This window comes from Paraburkholderia acidipaludis NBRC 101816 (assembly GCF_000684975.1).
In the GTDB taxonomy this organism is placed as follows: Bacteria; Pseudomonadota; Gammaproteobacteria; order Burkholderiales; family Burkholderiaceae; genus Paraburkholderia; species Paraburkholderia acidipaludis.
The window spans coordinates 26892-49517 of the sequence record NZ_BAXZ01000016.1 but is presented as its reverse complement, the minus strand read 5'-3'; the positions used below and the strand labels follow the sequence as shown (position 1 = coordinate 49517).

Below are 22626 nucleotides of genomic sequence, written 5' to 3'. Positions count from 1 at the left end.
GCAAACGCGCCGCGGGCCTGCGTCCAAAGGAGATGCGAATGAAGAAAACCGTCCTGCTCGCCGGCGAATCCTGGACCAGCACGGCAACTCACGTCAAAGGCTTCGATCAGTTCGCCTCAGTGACGTATCACACGGGCTCGCAGCAGTTCCTCGCACTCTTCGAGGATTCCGGCTACGCGGTCACGCATATGCCGAGCCACGACGCGCAGACGCTGTTTCCGTCGACACTCGAAGGACTGCAGGCCTATGACGCGATCATCCTGTCCGATATCGGCGCGAACACGCTGCTGCTGCATCCGGACACGTGGGCGCAGAGCCGACGCACGCCGAACCGCCTGAAGCTCCTGCGCGACTACGTGCAGGCTGGCGGCGGACTCATGATGATCGGCGGCTACCTGAGCTTCCAGGGCATCAACGGCAGCGCGCGGTTTCGCAATACCCCTGTCGAAGCGGTGCTGCCCGTGCGCTGTCTGCCGTGGGACGACCGCGTCGAGGTGCCCGAGGGCTTCACGCCCGAGATCGTGGCGCAGCATCCCGTGATCGAAGGGCTCGGCGCCCGCTGGCCGCATCTGCTCGGCTACAACGAAGTGGAAATCAAGTCCGATGCCACGCTGATCGCGGCGGTGCCGGAGACAGGCCATCCGCTGCTCGCCGCGGGTCAGTACGGCGCGGGACGCACGCTCGCCTGGACGAGCGACATGTCCGTGCACTGGCTGCCGCCCGAGTTTTCCGCGTGGGAAGGCTATGCGCGGCTGTGGCGCAACTGCCTCGACTGGCTGACGCCGGACACCGGGGGCTCCCGCAACAAGGCGGCGCAATGAGCGGCGCACGGCACGCGAGATTCGCTCATGACCGCCATTGATCCCATCGCGCTGACGCGGGAGCTCGTCGCGTTCGAGTCGGTCAATCCGCCCGGCGACGAGGAAGCCTGCGCCCGCCATCTGGCCGGCGTACTGCGGGGGCTGGGGTTCGACGTGAGCCTGCATGCGTTCGGCGCCCGGCGCCTGAACCTGGTGGCGCGGCTGGCGGGCGACGCCGAAGGGCTGCCGCTCGGCTTCACCGGACATCTCGACGTGGTCCCGCTTGGTGCGGCGGCGTGGGAGCACGATCCGTTCGCGGGCGAAATCGCGGGCGGACGGCTGTACGGGCGCGGCACGAGCGACATGAAGGCGGGCATTGCCGCCTTCGTCGCCGCGTGTGCGGGCTCGCTCGCCACGCTGCGGCGCGGGACGGGCGTGCACCTGATCCTCACGGGAGGCGAGGAGACTGGCTGCGACGGTGCCCAGGCGCTGCGTGCCGAGGGCGCCGGGTGGCTACCGCCGCTCGGCGCGCTGATCGTCGGCGAGCCAACCGCCAACCGCGTTCTGCTGGGACACAAGGGCGCGCTGTGGCTCAGAGGCGTGGCGCACGGCGTGACCGCGCACGGCGCGATGCCCGAGCGCGGCGTCAACGCGATCCGCGTTGCCACCGAGGCGCTCGCGAAGCTCTGGGACTTCAGCGTGGGCCCCGCGCACGAAGCGATGGGGGCGCCCACGCTGAACGTCGGCACGATCCACGGCGGCCTCAACGTGAACTCCGTTCCCGACCGCACCGAGTTCACGATCGACATGCGGACCGTGCCGGGCATCGATCACGCCTGCCTGGCGGGGGAGTTGCACGGTCGCCTCGCGCCGGTCGAACTGTCGCCGGTCATCGATCTGCCGCCTGTTTATTCCGAACCGTCGGACAACTGGATCGCGCGCGTGCTCGAACTCGCGCGGCCGTTCGACGAGATGCCGGCCGCCCCGCGCACGGCGCGCTATTTCACCGACGCGGCCGTGCTGAAGCCCGCCACGGCATGGCCGCCCACCGTTCTGCTGGGTCCGGGCGAGCCGGAGCTCGCGCACAAGACCGACGAGTACTGCCGCATCGACCGCATCCATGCCGCGGTCGATCTGTACCGCGTCATCCTCGACGACTGGGCGGCGCGCGGCCCATGACGAACGGCACTGGAGCGCGCGGCGGCACGGGGGTCTGCGTGATCGGCAACGCGGCGATCGACATGACGTTGCGCGTCGCCGCGCTGCCGCAGCCGGGCGAGACCTCGCTCGCGCTCGACAGCACGCTCGACTTCGGCGGCAAGGGCGCGAACCAGGCGGTGATCGCGGCACGCGCCGGCGCGGCGGTTACGCTGCTGGCCGCCGTCGGCTGCGACGCGGAGGGCGCGCGGATCATCGCGATGCTCGAGCGCGAACACGTCGACACGCGCTACGTCGTGCAGCTCGATTGCGCGACCGACCTTTCGTTGGTCACCGTCGATGCGTGCGGCGAAAACACCATCGTGACCCGCAGCGACGCCGCGAACCGCTACGCGCCCGACGAGGACGCTCTCGATGCTTCGAGCCGCGTGGGCGACTGGATCGTGCTGCAGGGCAATCTGTCGCATGCCGTGACCGCCGCGCTCCTACGGCACGCCCGGCGGGGCCGGCGCAGGACACTGCTGAACCCCGGTCCTGCGCAGTATGACTGCCGTGCGCTGCTACCCGACGTCGATGTGCTGGTGGTCAACCGCGTCGAAGCGGCGGCGCTGTCTGGTCTGACCGATTCGCATCGCGCGGCGCAGGCGCTGCGGCGCGCCGGCGCGGCAAACGTGCTCGTCACGATGGGGGCCGAAGGCATCATCTGGTGCCATGGCGACGGTGAGCCGGTCGATGTGCCGCCGCTCCGGGCGGTGGCGGCGGTCGACACGGTGGGTGCCGGAGATGCACTGTGCGGCACGCTTGCCGCGGCGCTCGCACGCGGCCTTTCGGTCGGCGATGCGCTGCCCGATGCGATGGCCGTGGCCGCATACGTGGTGAGCCGCCGCGGCACGCAAGCCAGTTTCCCGGGCCGCGAGCTCATGAGCGAGCTGGCCACGTTTATTCGAACCCGTTGAGAGGAATTTCCATGAGCACGCAGCAGGTAGTGGGGCGGGGCCGCACCGACAGTCTCGAACGGATTTTCGGGCGCTCGCGCGGTGTCGTGATCGGCGTCATTCATTGCCCTGCCTTTCCTGGCGCGCCGCGCTACGACGGGCGAGCGAGCGAGGTGCTTTACGAAGCGGCCCTTGCCGACGCGCGCGCCTATGCGCAGGGCGGCGTGGATGGCCTCATCGTTGAGAATCACGGCGACGTGCCGTTCTCGAAGCCCGACGACATCGGCCACGAGACCTCCGCGTTCATGGCCGTGGCGGCGGACCGGATCGGGCGCGAAACCGGTCTGCCCGTCGGCATCAACGTGCTTGCGAATGCGTCGATACCGGCCCTCGCGATTGCGGCTGCCAGCGGCGCGGCATTCGTGCGGGTCAATCAGTGGGCGAATGCGTACGTGGCCAACGAAGGCTTGATCGAGGGGGAGGCGGCGCGGGCGCTGCGCTATCGCGCGCGGCTTCACGCTGAAGGAGTCCGCGTGTTTGCGGATGCGCATGTGAAGCATGGTGCGCATGCGATCGTCGCGGACCGGGCGCTCGAGGAACTTGTGCGCGATGTCGAGTTTTTCGACGCGGATGCGATTATCGCCACCGGCCAGCGTACGGGGGATGCGGCCAGCGTCGAGTATCTGCGGCAGATTCGTGCGGCGACCCGTTTGCCGTTGCTGGTGGGCAGCGGTTGCACGGAGCACAACGTGGCGGAGATTTTATCGGTGGTCGATGCGGTGATCGTCGCGAGTTCGCTGAAGGTGGGAGGCGTGTGGTGGAATCCTGTCGATGAGGGCAAGGTTCGGCAGTTTGTGCTGGCGGCGAGAGGAGGTTGAGGGTCGGACAGAGCAACTTGGCGACGTTTTGATCGCATTCGGCGAGCCACCTGCGATCGCGTTTGGCAAGAGCGGCGTGCCCGTGCGCGAATCGAGCACGGCGGAATGAAGTCGTTCGACCTCGTGCACCTGCATGAAGTGGCGGCACGGAACGACCTGGATGACAGGTCTTTCCGTGGCCACGGCCATGCGGTTCGCAAGGATAGGCGATCCGCGCGGCGAAAATCGCAACGCCGCGCCGTATCAAGCGCTGCCGGCAAGCCAGGCCGCGATTTCCGGCCACGCTCCGGCAAGCGTGCGCGAGCCCATGAACAAACCGATATGGCCGCCCGGAACCGTTCGGCTGACGATTTGTTCGTCGGGGGTGCCCAGATACTTGCGTGCGTCGAGTACCTGTTCGGGCGTCGTGATGTCGTCGGATTCGCCCGCGAGAAGATAGACAGGGCAGGTGATGGTATTCAGGTTGAGCTTGCGTCCCAGTGCAACAAACGTGCCTTTCGCGAGGCGGTTTTCCTTGAACAGTTGCTCGATCGCCTGCAGATACCAGCGCCCCGGCAGATCGATCGGATTCTCGTACCAGCGGGCGAACGCTTCCTCCTTGCGCACGTAGGCAGGATCGTCGACATGTTCGTACAGGTCGACGAATTCGCCGAGGTAGTGCTGATCGGGATGCATGTTCTTCCAGCCGCGCAACATCAAGCGTCCGCGCATCACACCGCCGCCCATGGCGACGAGCTCTTCGTAGAACGACAACGGCGAATCGTGCGCCATTCTCCTGATCGGACCGTCACCTGCGTCGGTATCGATCGGCGAGCCTGCCAGCACGAGCCGCGCGACCTTATGCGGGAAGCGCGCGGCGAACATGGCCGACAGCCAGCCGCCCTGGCACAAGCCCACCAGATTGACCCGGCCGCCGACCTCGTCGACGCAGACATTCAGTTCTGCGAGGTACTGGTCGATCTCGAGATCCTTCATGTCGTCCGTGGCCGATTTCCAGTCGGTCAGGTAGAGATGCCCGACACCGTGCGTGCGTAACGTTTCCATCAGGCTCTGACCCGCATGGAAGTCAGCGATCATCGCGCTGTGGCCCGCGTAGGGCGCATCGACGATGGTCGGCAATCCGACCGCGCCTTCGACCGAGTAATCCCGGAACGTCATCGTGCGCAGTTCGAGAAGCGGCCGATTGCGGGACGCGAGTTTGGGATGCAGTTCGAAGTGCAGCTTTTCCTCTTCGGCGAAGGCGCGCAGGCTGCGCGCCGAAAGCTCCATGCCGGTTTCCGCCATGGCGACGGCAGCAGCCATGGGCCAGAAGAACGGCAAGGCAGGGGGCACGTGCTGTGCGGTGTTCGTCTTTTTCGATTTCGTCATGATGTTTCCATCAGCAGTTGCGTGGGTTCCTCGTGTGGAAGGCAAGAGGACGCGTTTGTAGTGATCCATTGTGGTACAGGTAAGCGCGGATCGCATGACTTCGATCAATTTATTCGGGAGCCGCCAGGCTGTTGCAACGAGGTCAGGTGAGGTCGAAGCGCCGGAACACGATGCGCTTGATCTGGTCGAGTACGAGTGCGAATGCGGCGACGCTACCGATCAGGACTCCGATCAGTTCTGGCGGGATCGCAACCATCAGCACTCCCGTTGCCGCCAGCGCGCTCACGAGCACGATGTCCGCGATACTGGCCAGTGCCATGACGGCACCCGGGGCGAACGTCCAGATTCGCCCGTCGTTACGTAGCACATACACGTTGGCCTGGGTCGTGAATACCAGCAGCAGGAACACCACCGTCTGCATCTGCCCCGAATCGACTCCAGAGCGCGTCAGCACCAGTTCGTAGAGCGACAGTGAGAAAGCGAGGGAAACCGAGGCGAGCACGGCCGCGGCCCCGACAAGTTGCCCAACCTGCCAGTGTTGTGGCCGGGCCGCCGGTTGGACTCGATCGGCGGCGATGCTCATGGTCACGAAGTCGTTCGCGAACAACAACAGCACGATCAGGCGCGGCGAGATCACAAAGCCTTTGGTAAGCCAGAGGCCGAGCGTAAGGAAAACGACGATCTCAAGGGTCTTGACGACCTTGTTGAGAATATAGGTGAGCATGCGCCGGTGCACTTCACGCCCCGTGCTGACCACCGTCAGAACCCCACTCAGGCCCGGATCGGTCAGAACAACCCCTGCCGCCGCTTTGGCCACGTCGGTTGCGCTGGCGACCGCGATCCCGAGTTCCGCCTGGCGCAAGGCGGGCGCATCGTTGACTCCGTCGCCGGTCATGCCCGTGACATGTCCGGACCGCTGCAGCGCGCAGACGATGGCGTGCTTTTCTTCGGGCAGCACACGCGCGAAGATGTCGCAGCTTTCGGGCTGTCGAAGGTCGTCACCGCGCGGAACACAGATGCGTGTGCCGAGTCCGAGGCGCTGGCCGATTGCCTGCGCTGTCTCCAGTGCGTCGCCGGTGGCCATGCACACGCGAACGCCGAGACGGCCGAGCTTCGCAATCAGTTCGGCCGCGTCTGCCCGAGGGGGATCGGCGAGGGCAATGAGGCCCGTGAGCCGGATCGCGCCCGCCGGCCCGGCTGCGATTGCCAGCACGCGCGCACCGCCGGCGGCCAGAATCCGCTCGGCTTTCTGTGCCGCCTCGCGCTGCGCTTCCCCGGTTTCGCAGCGCTCGAATACGGCGCCTGCCGCGCCTTTGATCGCATGCCACCGGCCGCCGTCGACGGTGTAGACGCCTTCGCTGAACCGCGTTGCTGGATCGAAGGGGTGATAGTCGGCACGGACAGGCTGGGCGGTGTCCTGGGGTCGTGTGCGCCAGGCTGCGAGAATCGCAAGGTCGAGGGGATCCTGCGATGCGTCGTCGCTGGCGAGTGCCGCCGCTCGCAGAACTTCCGTTTCGTCGATTGCCGCCAACGTCCTGATCCCGGTGACCGACAGCACGTTTTGTGTCAATGTGCCGGTCTTGTCCGAGAGCAAAGTGTCCATTGCGGCGGCTTCCTCCACCGCAGGGAGCCTGGTGACGAGAACACCCCGGTGGGCGAGCCGCGTACTGGCGACGGCTGTGGCCAGCGTATACGTCGCCGGCAACGCTACCGGTACGGAGGCAATGAGCAGCAACAGGGCGAACACGGCGGTGTCGGCCCATGGCAGATCATGGGTTGCGGCGTAGAGGACGACCAGCACGACGAGCGCGAGGTCGAATGCGACAAGGCGCTTGACGATGGAGAAGATCGTGCGCTGCATGTGGCTGGGTGCGCTGGACGTGCGTACCAGCTCTGCCGTCCGGCCGAAACAGGTTCGCGAACCGGTCGCGGTGACTTCACCGCTTGCTTCGCCTTGACGCACGATCGAACCCGTATAGGCTGGCTGCCCAGGGCCCGCGTCGACAGCGAGGGATTCGCCGGTCAATGCTGACTGATCAAGCGCCACCATTCCATCGAACAGCACGAGATCGGCGGGCACGATGTCGCCTGCCCTTACGTGCACCACGTCTCCGGGGACCAGTTGGGCTGCGGGCAAGCGACTCCAGTGCGCGTCACGCAGTACCCGGGCGCTAACCTGCAACTGATGCCGTAGAAGCATCAGTGCGTCCTGCGCGCGGCGCTCCTGAACGAAAGCGACGAAGGCGTTGAAAGCAAGCAGAAACAGGATGACCAGTGCCTCCTGGGTCCGGCCAAGCAGGATCTGCAGAAGGATTACCGCCTCGAGCATCCATGGCACCGGTCCCCAGAGCTTCCCGGCAAGTTGCCGCCATCGCGGTGTGCGGGCTTCTTCGATGGCGTTGGCGCCGAACTGTTGAAGGCGACGCCCGGCCTCCGCCGACGCGAGTCCCGTCGTATGATCGGTCGTTGAAGGCGGTTGTGTTGTTGTTGCCTGAGGTTCGGCGATAATCGGCATTGGCGGCGGGCTACGGATCAGGGGAATGAGGACGACTTCTGCGTCGCGTACACGCACCACAGCCTCGGTGGGTGCTTCGGTGTCAGGCGACGCCGTGAAGTGCGGTATCCGCCCGTTCGCCGTGGCTGCAACGCCGTGGACTTGTCAAAGAGAGTACCGTTGAAGCGAGCCCGAGCATTGATCTAGCTCAAAACGGTGTATTGCGTACGACATACCAACGGCACAGCTGTAGTGCTCGCCATTCTGTAATTCTTGCGGGCACTCTGATTCAGATTCCGCGAACCAGACGTTTGCAGCGGGTGAGCCGGCTCGCACCGTTCGTGATAAGTGCGCCTATTGTGTCGCCGAAGTATTGCGTCTCGGGCAACGGTGTATTTATCGCTACGACTTCGACCAGGACTGGGCACATGACGTCCGGGTCGAGTCAGTAACGGAAACATCGATGCCTTTGTCCCGTGCCATGGTGATCCACAGAGCGCGATCATGTCCGCCCGAAAGCATTGGAGGTCGTAAGCAATACCAGGAATTACTGCGAGCGTTGGTGGACGATCCTGCTTCAGCCGACAGCAGTGCTTATCGGGAAGCCACCGGTTTCGGTGAGCCACCATGTATCAACGATGGGACATATTGTAAAAACAATCTGACACCCCCTCATGCTGTCCGGAAAACGCGTCTTGCGCATGATCTCGTGCCCGCGCATCGTGATCGACGAGGCGAGCCGCGGGTCGAAGAAGCGGCAGCCGGTCGAGCCGAGCACGCCGTAAAACACTCTATGCGGCCGAGCGCAGCGCTTCAATGCCGTCTGGGCCGCCCCGGAGAGCTCTGGCTGGCCGAATCCGGCACCGATCATCTGCTGCGCTACCGGCCCCACGAGGCGCCTGCGCGCTGATCGATGCGGCGCGCGCCGGCGTCACGGGAAGATCAGGTAGCTCGCCACCGCGATCCCGCCATGGAGCATGAGCCAGCCAAAGCCGCTTTCCGGCGCTGCGCTTCATCGAATAGGCTTGCGTGCCACACGGCTCACCGGTCGGCTTCCTCCAACGCCAACGCGATAAATGCCTGCGTTGCCGCACTGCGATAGGCTTCTTTTCTCAATAGCAGCGCGGCCGTTCGTTTCGGGGGCGCCGGCTTCAAGTCCACGAGGCAAAGCTCCTTGTGGTCACGCGCAATATCGGCAGGCAATATCGTCGCGAGTTTGCTCCGGCTCACCAATTCAATCACGGCACTGATCGAATTTGCCTCGATCACGATGCGCGGCGCGATGCCGTGCTGCCGGCAATACCGGTCAATGTAATGGCGCGTCGCGAAGTCGCTGTTTAGCAAAACCAATGTTTCGTTCCGGAATTCCCTCAGCGTCAGCGGGGCGCGGGCTTTGGCATGCGGATGCGTTTTCCCGACCACCATCGCCAACGCCTCCACGAACAGCGCCTGCGCTTCGATGTCGGGGGACTGGACATCGTTGAATGCGATACCCACATCGAGCTCGTCTTCGCTCAACAGGGCCTCCATCCGGTCCTGCGACATTTCGATCACATTGAGCGTGACGTTTGGGTAGCGCCGATTGTATTTCTCGAGCAACGGACCGATCAGGTACGCGGTGAAGGTTGGCGTCATCGCGAGCCGCAGCGAGCCGCGATTGAGCTCCCGAACATCGTGTATGGCGCGCCTGCCGGCCTCCAGATCCTGAAGCGCCCGCTGCGCGTATCGAATATAAGCCTCGCCCGCGTCGGTCAGCTGCACGGTGCGGCCGGACCGGTCGAACAACGGCGTGCCTAGCATGTCTTCGAGTTGGCGGATCTGTTGCGACAGCGTCGGCTGAGACACGTGCAATGCCTCGGCCGCACGCGTGAAATTGCGGTGTTTTGCGACGGCAAGCAGGTAGCGGATATGTCTGAGCAGCATGGCCGGGTAAGTTCAGGTATTGGTGTTGCCTATGGAGTGTATAGCAAACCGGTCTTGGACTCGATAGCTGGACCGGCGCATTCTTCGCTCATCGGTTGAACGCAACCCCCTGATGGAGTGAACCATGCGGGACATCATCGACGGCTTCCTGAAATTTCAACGCGACGCATTTCCGAAGCGCACTGAACTTTTCAAGGAGCTGGCCACCAGCCAGCACCCGCATACCTTGTTCATCTCGTGTTCCGACAGCCGGCTCGTTCCGGAACTCGTGACGCAGCGTGAGCCGGGAGATTTGTTCGTCATCCGAAATGCCGGAAACATCGTCCCGTCTTATGGCCCGGAACCGGGCGGCGTAAGCGCCACGGTGGAGTACGCGATCGCCGGACTCGGCGTGACCGACGTGGTGATTTGTGGCCATTCCGATTGCGGCGCCATGACGGCGATCGCGGCTTGCAAATGCATGGATCACATGCCCGCGGTGCGCAACTGGCTGAATTACGCGGATTCGGCAAGGGTCGTCAACGAGGCGCGCGAACATGCGAGCGAACACGAACGTGTCGACTCGATGATCCGGGAGAACGTCATCGCCCAGCTTGCCAACATCAAGACCCATCCTTCCGTGCGCCTCGCGCTGGAACAAGGCCGCCTGGCGCTGCACGGCTGGGTGTACGACATCGAGGCCGGCTCGATCGAGACGTTCGATGGCACAACCCATCGCTTCGTCTCGCTCGCCGAACATCCGGATGCCTGCGCCACCCCGGCCCGAGTCAACTTCAGCGTTTAAGTCGCCCCCCTTCATTTCACCACCAGGAGAAACATCATGACCCAGTCGCTGTGCATCAAGGCCCCGCGTGAAGCCCTCACCGAAGCGATTCTGGACGCGAAGATCAACAAGGATCTCACGTTCGAGCAGATCAACGAAGGCAGCGGTCTCGGCCTCGCGTTCGTCACGGCAGCGCTGCTCGGACAACATGCCCTGCCGGCCGACGCAGCGAAGGTCGTGGGCCGGAAGCTGGACCTCGACGAAGGCCAGATTCGCCTGCTGCAGGCGATTCCCTATCGCGGCAGCATCCCCGGCGGCTTGCCCACCGATCCCACTATCTACCGCTTCTACGAGATCATTCAGGTCTACGGAACGACTCTGAAAGCGCTCATTCACGAAATGTTCGGCGACGGGATCATCAGCGGGATCAACTTCAAGCTGGACATCGAGAAAGTGGCCGATCCGGACGGCGGCGAGCGAGCCGTGATCACGCTGAACGGCAAGTATCTGCCGACCAAGCCGTTCTGATGCGTCGAGGGAGGCGTTTCCATGGCGCCTCCCTCGATGCCTGGCTGCGCCGTTCAGTCGATCGAAGCGCCCAAGCAACTGCCGCATGAACGCGCCTGGCCCAATCGCAGGCGCCCGGCACTCACGGTTGTCTCACGACCGCAGTCGCACCGGCAAATCCACAAACCATCGCCGGCGTACCGATCCGTCGTCAGCTGGCCGAACACCTCGCCGCCGCGCAAGGCAGGGGAGCCCGGCCGGGAGCGCCACACACGACGTTGCTCGCGGCAGCCGCAATCGCGTGTCTGGCCGCTTTCCACCGCATCCAGCCCCGCAGTCACGTGGGCGCCGCACCGGCAGCGCCAGAGCCATACATCCGCGCCGCGATATTGAAGCGCGACGAGATCGCCAAATTTGCGACCCGCGACGTCGCGATGCGGCGGAAAGGGCCATTCGGGCGGCAAGGGGGGACGGATACGCGAGTTCACGAGCGGTAAATGGGATTCGGTATCCTGGTTTCAAGCGTAACCGGCCGCCTTCGGTTCGCAGGCGCGGCTCGGCAAAGAAAGGGGGCAGACCAGCCCCGTAAGGTGGGTGGCCTCGTTACGGCGTGTGAGTGCGAATTTAGACGATCTTTCCGTTGGCGTCGACACCGCGCGGGCCCGTGCGAGGACGTTTCTTCCGCTCGACTGCCGGCTCACCGGCGCGGCCGCAGCTGGCTTTACGATCGAGCAGGCATGTCCTGAAGCACGTCCAGGAATGCCCGAACCTTGACGCTCAGCAGCCGCCGCGAGTGGTAAAGCGCCCATATTTCCACAGGAGAACTATCCTCTTTGCCCCAGCGGACGAGTCGCCCGGCCGCCACGTCCTCCTCGACCAGCAGTTTCGGTAACATCGCCGCTCCCGCGCCGTCGAGAACGGCCTCGCGCACCATCAGCAGCGACGACAGCCGCAGGACCGGCCTCGGCTCGAAGGCCTGTGTGTCCCTGGATTCAGTCCGCACGCTCCAGAGCGCTCCCGGGGCCGCAGCCGAGAACAAGACTGCCGGGACCGCGATCGGGCTCGCGTCAGGTTTGCGTCGGGACGGCGCCGGCAGGGTTGGCGCCGCGACAAGCCATCGCTCGTCATCGCAAATGCGCCTTCCCACTAGCTGCTCGTCATGCTGCGGATTGACGCGAATCACCAGGTCGTAGCCCTCGTCCACCGGATCCACGGCCCGGTCGTCCGCGACTATTTCCACTTCGACCTGCGGGTACGCCAATGCGAAGCGCGCAGCGATCCTGCATAGCACCACATGGGCGAAGACAACGGGGGCGCTGATGCGAAGCCGCCCACGTGCAACGGGCGCGCGCGAGGCTACCGCCTCGCCGGCCTCCTGAAGCTCCGCCAGCAGCCCCCGGGTGCGCTCATGGAGGGCGACGCCGTCTTCGGTCAGGCGCAGGCGCCGCGAGCCGCGCTCGATCAGCCTGACCCCGAGTTCGTCTTCCAGCTCGGCGACACGCCGCGACAGGGTGGCCTTCGGGCGGTCCAGCGCGCGGCCGGCCGAACCGAAACCGCCATGAGTGGCGACCGCGTTGAAATCGGAGAGTGCGGTGAGATCCATGATCGTTCCATTCACGAGACGACATGTCTCGATTCTATGGCTATCGCATCAAATTCGGAACGAATAATCTGTCTTCACCGGGCCGCTTTTGGCCTTTCGTCAGAGAGACAGTCATGGCAATTCTTGTTACTGGAAGTACGGGCGTAGTCGGCAAGCAAGTCCTCGAACACCTGCGAGGCAGTGGGGCGCAGGTGCATGCGCTGACGCGTTCGCCCGAGAAAGCCCAGTTTGCCGACGGCATCACGGCAATCAGAGGCGATTTGTCCGATCTGGATTCGTTAAGGCGAACGATGCAGGGCATCGGCACGTTGTTCCTGCTCGCGCCCAACGCGGCAGACGAACTGACTCAGGCGCTGCAGGCCTTGAGCGTCGCAAGGGAATCGGGTGTGAAGGGCGTGGTGTATCTGTCGGTATTCAGGGGTGCAGAGTATGTCGACGTGCCGCACTTCGCGGGCAAATACACGGTGGAGCGCATGATCGAACAGTGCGGCATGCCCGCCACCGTGCTTCGTCCCGCGTACTTCATGCAGAACGATGTCCGGCTGAAAGAGGCCCTGCTGGGGCCCGGCATCTACGGCATGCCGATTGGCGACAAAGGTATTTCCATGGTGGACGTTCGCGACATCGGAGAGGCTGCCGCCAGGGCGTTGCTGCGGCGCGAACTGGCCGCAGGTCCGCTGCCGCGAGAAATATACGAGCTGGTCGGCCCGGACGCGCTGACGGCGGAGTCCGTTGTGAGCATATGGACTGACGCCCTCAAGCGTCCGGTTCGCTACGGCGGTAGCGATCTCGACATTCTCGAGCAGCGATTGAAATCGGCCGCGCCGGCGTGGCTGGCGTACGACATGCGCCTGATGATGCAGAGATACCAGCAGGACGGCGCCGTGGCTTCGACCGCGCAGGTCGAGCGCTTGTCGACGTTGCTGGGGCGGCCGCCCCGGTCTTACCGCGATTTTGCCCTTGCCATGGTTACTGCGTGGGCGAAGGATTGAGCGAGGCGCTGCAGGGTGATTTGTCGAGCGCCCGGGACGATCGCCGCGCTCGAATACCCGACGCTTCGCCCGGAGCGGGTGTCGGAGTGCACGGATCCGTGCCCAAAGCGCCGTTACTGGTATTGTTGCCATCGCGGCCAACGCCCCTCGCGCGGCTTGAGCGCCCGCGAGCCGTCAAGGACAGAACGCTGTAAAGGCCACACTCGCCGGCCTATGCGCGGGTATCTAACCGGTTTCTAACGGGAACCTAACCGGAAGGGAAAACGTATATGGCATTCGGACAAGGCAGCGGCCTGCAGCGCCAGGTCATCAGCACGCTCGACAATCAGGGGCGCGACGTGATGGGTCTGGACACGCTGGCCTGGAAGTACCCGGACAGCAGTATCGTGTCCGGCTCCCTGCTGACGGTGGAGTCGAATCACTTCTGTGTGCTGAAAAGCCGAGGCGCGGTGCTCGACGTCTACGAGACGGGCCAGCATCAGGTCATCACGCCGGACAAGCCGATCCTCGGCAATATCGTGCAGGGCTTCTTCAGCGGCAGCTCGCCGTGGCAGTACGAAACCATCTACGTCCAGCGCAGCAAGCTGCTCGCGCAGAACAGGGGCATTGCCACCTCGAAAGAGATGGCGGTCATGGAATATACCGTCGACTATTACGTCCACGTCGACACGAAAGACGACGCGGTCAAGCTCATCACGCACATGCCGTTCGCCGGCGAACGCATTCCGATCGCGGAGCTGACCGCGTATGCCGGGCCCGTGATCGAGCAGGCAATCAACCAGATCGTGCAGGTCACGCCGATGGAGCAGGTCAACGAGCGTATTCACGACATCATCGAGCTCGCAAAGGGGCACCTGAGCGAATTTCTCGGCATCTACGGCGTGCATCTGAACGATGTGAAGGTGCTGATCATGCCGCAGGACGCCCGCATGCGCGAACTGATCTCGCTGCGCGCCTTTGGGATGACCGAGGTCGAGGCCGCGCGCATGTACCTTGCGTTGAAGATGGCGGACAAGGGCCTCATTTCCGCGCCGAATGCGGCGGCGGGCCTGCCGTTCCAGATCGGCGGCGGTACACTGGGCACGTTCGACGCGGGCGCGCTTGGCGGCCTGCCGAAGTAATCTCTCCACCGCGGCGGGCCGGCCGGTCCGCTTCACTTGCGACGGACCGGACGAACCATGCCCGTGACACCGAATCCCATCGACAACGCCGGCGCACTCAAGGCGCTACTGGTCAATCTCTACACCGGTTGGGGCTACAACGCTTACCGGCAGGAAAACAAGGATCGGGCCGACGACCAACTGGTCCGCAACGGTGTGTGCAGCTTGCTGGGCGAAGCGCGCGCGGCGCTGGCCAGTCGTGCGACGGCCATTCGCCGCGCGATCCCGACGCCCAGCCGCGACGTGCCGTTTCCGGGCGCCGCAGAGCGTGCGCAGATCACGGAGCTGGAGGTGATCGGCCGCGATATCGAGGCGGCTGAAGCCCTCATCCGGCATCTGCCTGTTCCCGAGAACGACACGACCTGGCTGCGGCACCGCGCCGAACGGGAATTTCTCCCGCGCCTGATCGCCGCCGATGAGGCCATGGCAAGCGAGGCGCTGCAATTACGCGAGTGCGCGCGCAACGGTGCAGATTGCGCGACAATTGCCGCGCGGATCGAAACGCTGCGCGCAGTGATCGCAGACCGCAAAGCCATCCTGTAGCGATGCTGGAGGTGCCGTCCACTCGGTGCCTGTGGTGGTGGTGGCGTGCTTCGACTTCGCGTTTATGGCCGGCTCGATGGGCTCCGCTGTCGGCGAACGTTTCGAGCGCGGCGCAAGAGCCGCGCTCGAGCAGCGAACACCGTTTATTTGCATTGCTGCTTCTGGCGGGGCCCGGATGCAAGAAAGCGTGTATTCCCTGATGCAGATGGCCAAGACGACGGCCATGTTGACGCGACTGGCCGATGCGGGGCTTCCTTTCGTATCCCTACTCACCAACCCGACGAAGGGCGGCGTATCGGCAAGCTTCGCGTTTCTCGGTGATGTGGTGATCGCCGAGCCGACAGCCCTTATCGCGTTCACGGGCGAGCGGGTAATCGAGCAAACGGTGCGAGAGACGTTGCCCGAAGGTTATCAACGCCCTGAGTTTCTCCTGCAGCGCGGGGCGATCGATATGATCGTGGATCGCCGCGAAATGCGCGGGGAAGTCGCGCGATTGCTTGCTCTCTTGATGCTGCAGCCGGCAGACTCGGTTGTTTGATGTTGGGGGTGCGGCTTGCCGCGGCGAGCGGTCGCTTGCCGGACACAACCGATCGTTCGACAAACCGGCGCGAATCGTTGACAATCGGGTGAAATACCGCAGGCTGCTATGTGGGCTGGGCATCCTACGAGGCTGGACCATGATAAATAAGGAGGGGCGCACCAACAATGAACAAAGATTCGAGCTCCATCCAAGTTTCCGAAGAGCCGAGCGAGCTCATCATTTCCTACAGCACTTCCAGCCGCCTCGAATCAACTGCGTTACTAGCTATATGCCTGATCGCGCTGGCCATGTGCTACTACCTCCTATATCGGAGCCCCACATCAATATTCTCGGACAATGACTGGCTGCTGATCCCGATGTGTCTGTTCGGCAGTGCGTGGCTTATTGCCCTCGTACTGCGAAGCGGGACTGCCAAGTCTCCAATCACCATAAATACCGATGGCATGGTCAGTGCGGGTATTGCTACGTGGAAATTTCCGGGTCGGGCGACGGTGTTTGCCAGCAAGACAGGACGCACCACAGCGCCTAGCTATTGGATCGATTTCCGATATGGCTCAGCGACAATACGGTTGCCCGGAGGTGTTACAGAAGGCTCGACAATGGGTGTTGCGGCTCAAATCAATAGATGGAGTCGTGATCGGATTCAGGGAACAGCAGATCCATTCGAATCGGGCAAGGTGAAGTTCAGTATTGATTGGGGAAGTTGCTACTTTATTTTCATGATTGTCGTTGCCATGTCAGGTGTGGTTGTCGGTGGTGATGGCATATACCTGGATACAAATGCCCCATTCGGATCGTGGGCTAAAATTTCAATCCTTATTTTCTCTGGCCTTATGGTCGTAGGTGCTGGCATTCGATGGGCGGCGCTAATCAGGGCAGGTGTGCGTCGAGGTTTGGGAATCTGGACGGCCGAGGTATTAGTCGCAATGCTTTTGATTCTCGGCGGTGGAGCAATTGTTGGTCACTTTGCTCAAGCGGGTGAGATGCGCATTACGGAAAATACGCAGATAACGTTCGGTGTCCCTTTGCATCTGACCAGAACGACAACCGGAAAAGGATGCCACCGATTCATCCTCATTGAGGAACCTTCACTTGGCCATTCAATTAAATACTGTGATCCTCATTCGCTCGAATACTGGAATGGGATAACCGAAGTACGAGTTGGCGAGCAAAAAAATCAGCTCGGCATTCGCATCACTTCAGTTGACCGGATTGTTCGACCTTGATTGCGTGCACTCGATTTGAATGACCACTATTGGAAATTGTGCGCGTCTTCTTTGGGGCGCTTATGCCCTTTGCATCCCGCGTCCGCTCGATACGGTCGTCGCGCTCGATCGTCGGGCGGCAGCCGGCGCCAGGAAGCGCCAGTCATTGCAAGCCTGGTCTGGACACTCAATGGTCAGTGATTGTACAGAGAGCGGACGGTCAGCTCTATACACGGCGTAAGACCTGAAAGTTCGCGGAATTTTTGTGTCTGCCGCTCTTTGGGTTTGCACGCTTCGACGCTCGACAATAGATAGTTCAAGACAAGCTCCGCGTATGCCGTTAAACCGGCATTCCATTTCGTGCCTGAATCGATGCGTCTTCAACTACTGACCCTAGGAACACTTGCGGCTTGTATTGCTTTCACGCACCCTGCCGTCGCGGATGAGGTTTGGCAGCCGATTCCCGCAAAAGCTGATCTCGACTATCTCGTCGATTCCGCACACAGGATTGGAACCAACATGTACCTGGTCGTGCGCGGCACGATGGAGACGCCCCAAGGGCCAGAAAAGTACGAAACGCCTATTCAGTTCGACTGCCCGCAACACGCCATTCGCATGGCATGGGCTGACGTATTTGTAGGCGACCAACCTTCTGTGCGGGCATATGGGAAGACGCTTGGACACTATGCGGCCACGCGATTTGTGCCTGCGTCTACGACTCGTTACGGCGAGGCGCTGCTCCAATGGGCATGTGCCTTGCCAAATCGGCCAGAGCGTCTCGTCAATATCGGGCGTTCCGGCGGCAACAAACTGATACAGATCGATTCGCGTAGCATCAGCCGCTCGGGGGAATACACGTCGTTCTGGACAAGGTACGACTATCCTGACTATCAATTTGATCCTCCTTACGACGCACCTTATGATTCAAAGCGCGAATTCGTCACGGTGAACTGCAAAGCTAACCGCTTTCGTATCTCTGTCGGGTACGACTTTACAGCAGACGGCGCGGTGACCGACAACATGATTGCCCGCGACGCCGCCGAGACGCCTATCGATTCGTCCGATGACTATGAAGTAGCGATCAGGAAAGTGGCATGCGGAAATTCTATCGATGGAGAAACGTATAGCGGTATTGGTGGAGACACACTGAGAACGAAGGCACCCCTCTCCGATGATCCTGATATCGACCAAATAGCGGTTGAGGCAGATGTGATGGCTGCTGTCCAGTCATTCTCGTCCATTCTTCCCAAACTCGCGGCGTTCAAGACCGCACGGATCGTCATAACGTCGAAAAGCAGTAAATTACCCACTGGTCAAATGGTGATTGTCATACGGCCGAGCACCGACAACGCTGAACGTATCCGGGAGATCTACAGTCCAGAATTCTCCCTCGATCGGGACATGCTTGGACTGGTTCAAATAAAGTTCAAAATCAATTCAAGTCGTTCTGAGAATAGGACCGTATATGTCTTGAAATCGTTGACAGTCAAAACCAGAGAATGGAAAGAAGGCGGTGAAATTTCGTTCTCGACGCAGAGCATGGGTGTGCCTGGTGAAAACAAGCCGCTTACGCATGAAATGAATTGTCATGTCGGGGCGAGTATCGATGCCACTAGATTGAATAGTCAGTTGATTGGTCGAGCCACATCACTTGACTGTACTCAGCCCGGAGATTCAATCAGATATTACTATCTCGAATCACTCGGCTACCTCTTCATTTCGCACGAGGAGTCCAAGGACTACGGGGTAAGCGAATCGACGATCGATAGCGTATCAATCGATCGATAGCTGAGAGCATCACGCTTTCATCAAGACTGACGGACCGCATGCCGTTCGCCGTCCGGTTAGCCAAGAAGGTCAGACATCTTTGCTGTGAAGTCGGGCGTTGTGCGAAATCATCGAAACCATGTTGTGGTGATGGACACCCAAGTAGTGAATCGCCTTGGATTTACCTTCATCTTTTGAGGCAGATAAAATTTTCCCGGACAAAAAACGATTGAACGCGTCCGCTTCTTCGATGTGTAATGGCGCCAGATCAGGGCGACCCTTATATCGTAGTGCCTCGTTGTGCATATTGTTGCCAAGAGCCCAAATGGTCTCGGCATCAGCCAGACTGATACCACGCGCGGCGACAGATGCGATAGTTGTTGCCAGTTCAATTCGACTCTCTTGCAGCTTCTTGTCAGTGCCCGAGAACGTATGAATCTGAATTGCTCGACGGGCCTCATCTCCCAGGGAGAGTGGGCTCGATGCATCCGCGGATGTAACGCCTGAATTTGTGTCGCCGTTCGGCAAGCGTTTCATGGCAAGTCGAATTTGGTGGCACGCCGGGCCGACTGCTGCCGTCCAGTTCTGATCTTGTCTCTCGGATTCGTAGATCAGCGGTGTCAATCCCAGTAGATCTGAAGGTAGCCGAAAATCTCGCTGATTTTCGGGAAGCAGGAAGAAGGTTCGCTCTCTTCCCAATCGGCCGACAAACATCCCAAGCTCGAACAGAACGTTATCTCGAACGGCGACATAGTCGACGCTGCGCATTCGAACGACGTCGTCGGCCGCGAAGACAAATAAGCCGAAGTCAGATTTGTCGAGGGCCTGAAATATCGACTCGAGAGTGTATTTGTTTGGTTCAAAGACTCCTTCGCTCCAAGGCGTGCACTCAGCGTCACGCTTGAGATTTTCGTGTACCGCATACGCGAGACCGAGACTTTCGCTAGACGAACCGATAAAAAGACGAGGTTTCACAGCCACTCCTTTGACTGAAGATCAAATGTGTTATGGGCGACCACTTTATGGCACTTTGCAACGCTTTTTTCGCCTAACGCAGCCCACCTGGATCGCATGAAATCCTTAATGCATCAAACCCATTGAGAACGGGATGCGTGTCCAGCACCAGATTTCCTGCAAAAAACGATTTCGGTAGATTCATTCTGCACGTCGGAGTGGCCGGAAGCAAGTGAGGCTGGCATGAGTTCTGCTGAGCGCTTTTGCAAAATTTCGAGACGGCGCTTGCCAGCCGGAATCCGACGCTCAGCCGGATTTTCGCAACGACCGGTCACACGCGAATCGCGGCCAAAGAAATAAATAAACCATAAGCCAGCATTAATCGGCGCTCGCCGGCGCCGAGACGTGGAGAGCGCAACGGGTTGTCCGCCTCAAGCGCGGCATCGTCCGGCGACTTTCGTCGGCTGTCGAACGCGCTGGTCTAGGGATAAATGGTTTCGCCGCGATTCAGCATGCCGATGAACTCCTCGATCTTGCGCACCCGTGTTGCGGGCTTTTTGGCATTCTGTATCCGAAACAGGATGGCGTAACGGTTTCGGCCGTTCAGCGTCGCAAAGAACGCGCCGGCCTTGGGATTGGCGTCCAGTGCGGCCCGCAGGTCGTCCGGCACGACCGAGTTGCTGGCCGATGCATAGGCAGCCTCCCAACGGCCATCCTCTTTGGCTTTCCCGATTTCTCGCATGCCCGAAGGAAGCATTCTGCCTGCGGCGATCAGCGCTTCGGCCCGGTCTTTGTTGAGCCTGGACCAGATACTTTTTGCGGAGCGTCGAGTGAAGCGTTGCAACCAGTATTCCTCACTTTCAGTCTGCTTTTGACCGTCGATCCAGCCATGACAAAGAGCACTTTCCAGTGCCTGTTCGTAAGTCAAGGTTGGCTGCCCGGCGCCCTTTTTGGCAAGACGCAGCCATATCCCGGGCGAGGTATCGCCGTTTTGCGTCAACCAGTTTTCCCATTCATGCTGGTCAAGGAATGTCAGACGAGGTTCAGTCATGGAGGATCCGAATGTTGCATTCAGGCAGCGAGACATTTTTCGTTCACCGAAACCTCGCAGATTACCGGTTTGCGCGGCTTTGGGAATATTCGTCTTGTCGACAATTCAGCGTGCACCCATCGGAGTCACCATCTGCCGCCGCGGCGAGGTTTGACTTTTAAGACGACCGGTCATATTATTCGCCCATGCCCCGAACCGCCGACAAAACCGACATCCCCAACCGCCTGATCCGGGCGGGGCGCGAGCTCTTTTCGCGCCAGGGCTACAACGCCACCGGCATCCAGCAGATCACCGATCACGCCGGCGTGCCGAAGGGCTCGTTCTACAACCATTTCGACAGCAAGGAAGCTTTCGCGGTCGAGATCATCGCGCAGTACGCCGCTTATCTGCAGCGCTCGTGGGAAGCCATGATCGAAACCGCGCCGCCGCAGCCCATGGCCGCGATCCGCTACGTGTTCGCGCAGATGATCGCGTACCACGAACGCCGGACGATGCAGGCCGGTTGCCTTGTCGGCAATTTCGCGGCGGAGATCGGGCTGGCCAGCGACCCGTGCCGCGTCGCGCTGCTCGAAGCGCAACTCGAGTGGCGCGAGCGCCTTGCCGGGATGATCAGCCGGGCGCAGGCGCACGGCGACATTCGCGACGACGTCGCGCCGGCCGCGCTATCGGGCCTCGCGTGGGACGCGTGGGAAGGTGCGCTGCTGCGTGTGAAGCTCGAGCGCTCGGTCGAGCCGCTGCGCCAAAGCGTCGACCTGATTCTCGATCAGCTGTTTCCGCCCGTTTCCCGGGCTGCCGCCCCCCTCAAACCAATCTCGGAGTAGTCCTCAACATGGGTGTTCAGACCGAAGCCTGCCTCGCCGATGCATTGTTCCAGCCGATCAAGCTCGGCAAGCTCGAACTCGCGAACCGCATGGCCATGGCGCCGCTCACGCGCAGCCGTGCCGACGACAGCCTTGCGCCGACCGATATGGTCGTCGAGTACTACAGCCAGCGCGCCAGCGTCGGCCTCGTCATCGCCGAAGCAACGCAGGTGTCCGAAACGGCCCAGGGCTATACGCATACGCCGGGCGTCTATACCGCAGGCCAGATCGCCGCGTGGAGGAAAGTGACCGACGCCGTGCACGCGAAGGGCGGCAAGATCTTCGTGCAGCTCTGGCATACGGGCCGCATGTCGCACACGCATTTCCAGCCGGGGCGCCTCGCGCCCGTCGCGCCTTCGGCGATTGCCGCGAAGGCCAAGACCTATATCGTGGACCAGGGCTTCGTCGACTGCTCCGAACCGCGCGCGCTCGCAATGGCTGAGATCGCCGGCATCGTCGACGATTTCCGCACCGCCGCTGCGAAAGCGATTGAAGCCGGATTCGACGGTGTCGAGATTCATGGCGCGCACGGCTATCTGATCGATGCTTTCCTGCGCAGCGGCTCGAATCACCGCGCCGACGCGTACGGCGGCAGCATCGAGAACCGCGCCCGCTTCCTGCTGGAAGTCATGGCCGCCGTGATCGGCGAGATTGGTGCGGAGCGTGTCGGCATTCGCCTGTCGCCGGTCTCGCCGGTCAACGATTCGTCGGAAAGCGATCCGCAGCCCCTGTTCGAATACGTGGTGCGCGAGCTCGAGAAGCTGCATCCGGTGTACATCCACGTCGTCGAGGGGCACACGGGCGGCCCGCGCGACAATGCGCCGTTCGACTACGAGGCGCTGCATCGTTTGTACTCGGGCGTGTGGATGCTGAACAACGGCTATACGAAGGAGATGGCCATCGACGCGCTGCAGAGCGGCCGCGCCGACATGATCTCGTTCGGTCGCGCGATGATCACGACACCGGACCTGCCGCGCCGCTTCCGCGAGAATGCGCCGCTCAACCCGCCGTTCAAGGACGCTTCGCTGTATGGTGGTGCCGGCGCGCACGGCTACGTCGATTATCCGGCGCTGGCGTGAAGCGGTGCGAGTGAGCGTCTGATTCGATCCCCAGGCTACGCAGGA

At 61.9% G+C, this 22626-nt stretch carries 20 protein-coding genes and 2 pseudogenes; 15 read left to right on the top strand and 7 right to left on the bottom strand.

The annotated features are described in order from the left end of the window. The first annotated feature begins 38 nt into the window (after positions 1–38). Genes BAC01S_RS31695 through BAC01S_RS18105 form a run of 4 tightly spaced genes read left to right on the top strand, consistent with a single transcriptional unit; the run spans position 39 to position 3771 of the window. Positions 39–821 (top strand): glutamine amidotransferase, encoded by a 783-nt coding sequence (locus BAC01S_RS31695; protein WP_043202661.1) that lies wholly within the window; start codon positions 39–41, stop codon positions 819–821. Between the two features lie 27 nt (positions 822–848). Beyond that, on the top strand, positions 849–1979 hold the full coding sequence (locus tag BAC01S_RS18115) for a M20 family metallopeptidase (RefSeq protein WP_027796052.1): 1131 nt from the start codon (positions 849–851) through the stop codon (positions 1977–1979). Continuing rightward, positions 1976–2914, top strand: a complete 939-nt coding sequence (locus BAC01S_RS18110; protein WP_043202658.1) for a ribokinase — start codon at positions 1976–1978, stop codon at positions 2912–2914. The genes BAC01S_RS18115 and BAC01S_RS18110 overlap by 4 nt, the downstream gene beginning before the upstream one ends. 11 nt (positions 2915–2925) lie before the next feature. Next, entirely contained in the window at positions 2926–3771 is an 846-nt protein-coding gene (locus BAC01S_RS18105) for a BtpA/SgcQ family protein (protein ID WP_027796050.1), read from the top strand. Positions 3772–4014: 243 nt separating this feature from the next. On the opposite strand, the gene BAC01S_RS18095 is transcribed toward BAC01S_RS18105, so the two are convergent. Continuing rightward, entirely contained in the window at positions 4015–5073 is a 1059-nt protein-coding gene (locus tag BAC01S_RS18095) for an alpha/beta fold hydrolase (RefSeq protein ID WP_156954459.1), read from the bottom strand. Positions 5074–5281: 208 nt separating this feature from the next. Continuing rightward, positions 5282–7654 carry a plasma-membrane proton-efflux P-type ATPase gene (locus BAC01S_RS18090; RefSeq protein WP_043202653.1) on the bottom strand — a complete coding sequence of 791 codons (2373 nt, stop codon included), beginning with the start codon at positions 7652–7654 and terminating at the stop codon, positions 5282–5284. A gap of 352 nt (positions 7655–8006) precedes the next feature. Here BAC01S_RS18090 and BAC01S_RS35930 point away from each other — a divergent pair. Next, a pseudogene (locus BAC01S_RS35930) lies at positions 8007–8180 on the top strand (IS1096 element passenger TnpR family protein); the annotation flags it as partial. Positions 8181–8210: 30 nt separating this feature from the next. Here BAC01S_RS35930 and BAC01S_RS35875 read toward each other — a convergent pair. Beyond that, complete coding sequence (locus BAC01S_RS35875; protein WP_218001717.1) at positions 8211–8504, bottom strand: hypothetical protein; 294 nt, start codon at positions 8502–8504, stop codon at positions 8211–8213. 170 nt (positions 8505–8674) lie between these two features. Further along, positions 8675–9556: a transcriptional regulator CynR gene (cynR, locus tag BAC01S_RS18080; RefSeq protein ID WP_027796047.1), complete on the bottom strand. Its 882-nt coding sequence runs from the start codon at positions 9554–9556 to the stop codon at positions 8675–8677. Between the two features lie 124 nt (positions 9557–9680). Between cynR and BAC01S_RS18075 the strand changes: the two genes are divergently transcribed. Beyond that, the gene (locus BAC01S_RS18075) at positions 9681–10340 is read left to right on the top strand and encodes a carbonic anhydrase (RefSeq protein WP_027796046.1); all 660 of its coding nucleotides are present in this window, start codon (positions 9681–9683) and stop codon (positions 10338–10340) included. A gap of 36 nt (positions 10341–10376) precedes the next feature. Beyond that, positions 10377–10847 (top strand): cyanase, encoded by a 471-nt coding sequence (cynS, locus tag BAC01S_RS18070; RefSeq protein ID WP_027796045.1) that lies wholly within the window; start codon positions 10377–10379, stop codon positions 10845–10847. Positions 10848–11547: 700 nt separating this feature from the next. Here cynS and BAC01S_RS18060 read toward each other — a convergent pair. After that, on the bottom strand, positions 11548–12429 hold the full coding sequence (locus BAC01S_RS18060; protein ID WP_027796043.1) for a LysR family transcriptional regulator: 882 nt from the start codon (positions 12427–12429) through the stop codon (positions 11548–11550). A 113-nt stretch (positions 12430–12542) separates the two neighbouring features. On the opposite strand from BAC01S_RS18060, the gene BAC01S_RS18055 reads away from it, so the two are divergent. The 6 genes and pseudogenes from BAC01S_RS18055 to BAC01S_RS31685 all read left to right on the top strand — a co-directional run bounded on the left by BAC01S_RS18055 (position 12543) and on the right by BAC01S_RS31685 (position 18658). Then, entirely contained in the window at positions 12543–13421 is an 879-nt protein-coding gene (locus BAC01S_RS18055) for an SDR family oxidoreductase (protein ID WP_027796042.1), read from the top strand. Between the two features lie 269 nt (positions 13422–13690). After that, positions 13691–14542, top strand: coding sequence for an SPFH domain-containing protein (locus BAC01S_RS18050; protein WP_027796041.1), 852 nt, complete (start codon positions 13691–13693; stop codon positions 14540–14542). Positions 14543–14605: 63 nt separating this feature from the next. Next, positions 14606–15124, top strand: coding sequence for a hypothetical protein (locus tag BAC01S_RS18045; RefSeq protein WP_156954447.1), 519 nt, complete (start codon positions 14606–14608; stop codon positions 15122–15124). A 7-nt stretch (positions 15125–15131) separates the two neighbouring features. Further along, positions 15132–15662 (top strand): annotated as a pseudogene (locus BAC01S_RS31690) (acetyl-CoA carboxylase carboxyltransferase subunit beta); the annotation flags it as partial. A gap of 167 nt (positions 15663–15829) precedes the next feature. Beyond that, a complete protein-coding gene (locus tag BAC01S_RS34685; protein ID WP_156954446.1) occupies positions 15830–16891 on the top strand; it encodes a hypothetical protein in 1062 nt (353 codons plus the stop codon). 339 nt (positions 16892–17230) lie between these two features. Next, positions 17231–18658, top strand: a complete 1428-nt coding sequence (locus BAC01S_RS31685; protein WP_156954445.1) for a surface-adhesin E family protein — start codon at positions 17231–17233, stop codon at positions 18656–18658. A gap of 69 nt (positions 18659–18727) precedes the next feature. Here BAC01S_RS31685 and BAC01S_RS33930 read toward each other — a convergent pair whose 3' ends face one another. Both BAC01S_RS33930 and BAC01S_RS18030 read right to left on the bottom strand, forming a co-directional pair. Continuing rightward, positions 18728–19612 (bottom strand): TIR domain-containing protein, encoded by an 885-nt coding sequence (locus BAC01S_RS33930; RefSeq protein WP_169740130.1) that lies wholly within the window; start codon positions 19610–19612, stop codon positions 18728–18730. A 460-nt stretch (positions 19613–20072) separates the two neighbouring features. Next, complete coding sequence (locus BAC01S_RS18030; RefSeq protein WP_027796039.1) at positions 20073–20642, bottom strand: YdeI/OmpD-associated family protein; 570 nt, start codon at positions 20640–20642, stop codon at positions 20073–20075. A gap of 185 nt (positions 20643–20827) precedes the next feature. Between BAC01S_RS18030 and BAC01S_RS18025 the strand changes: the two genes are divergently transcribed. Both BAC01S_RS18025 and BAC01S_RS18020 read left to right on the top strand, forming a co-directional pair. After that, on the top strand, positions 20828–21463 hold the full coding sequence (locus BAC01S_RS18025) for a TetR/AcrR family transcriptional regulator (protein ID WP_027796038.1): 636 nt from the start codon (positions 20828–20830) through the stop codon (positions 21461–21463). A gap of 8 nt (positions 21464–21471) precedes the next feature. Then, positions 21472–22581, top strand: coding sequence for an alkene reductase (locus BAC01S_RS18020; RefSeq protein WP_027796037.1), 1110 nt, complete (start codon positions 21472–21474; stop codon positions 22579–22581). Positions 22582–22626 lie beyond the last annotated feature (45 nt).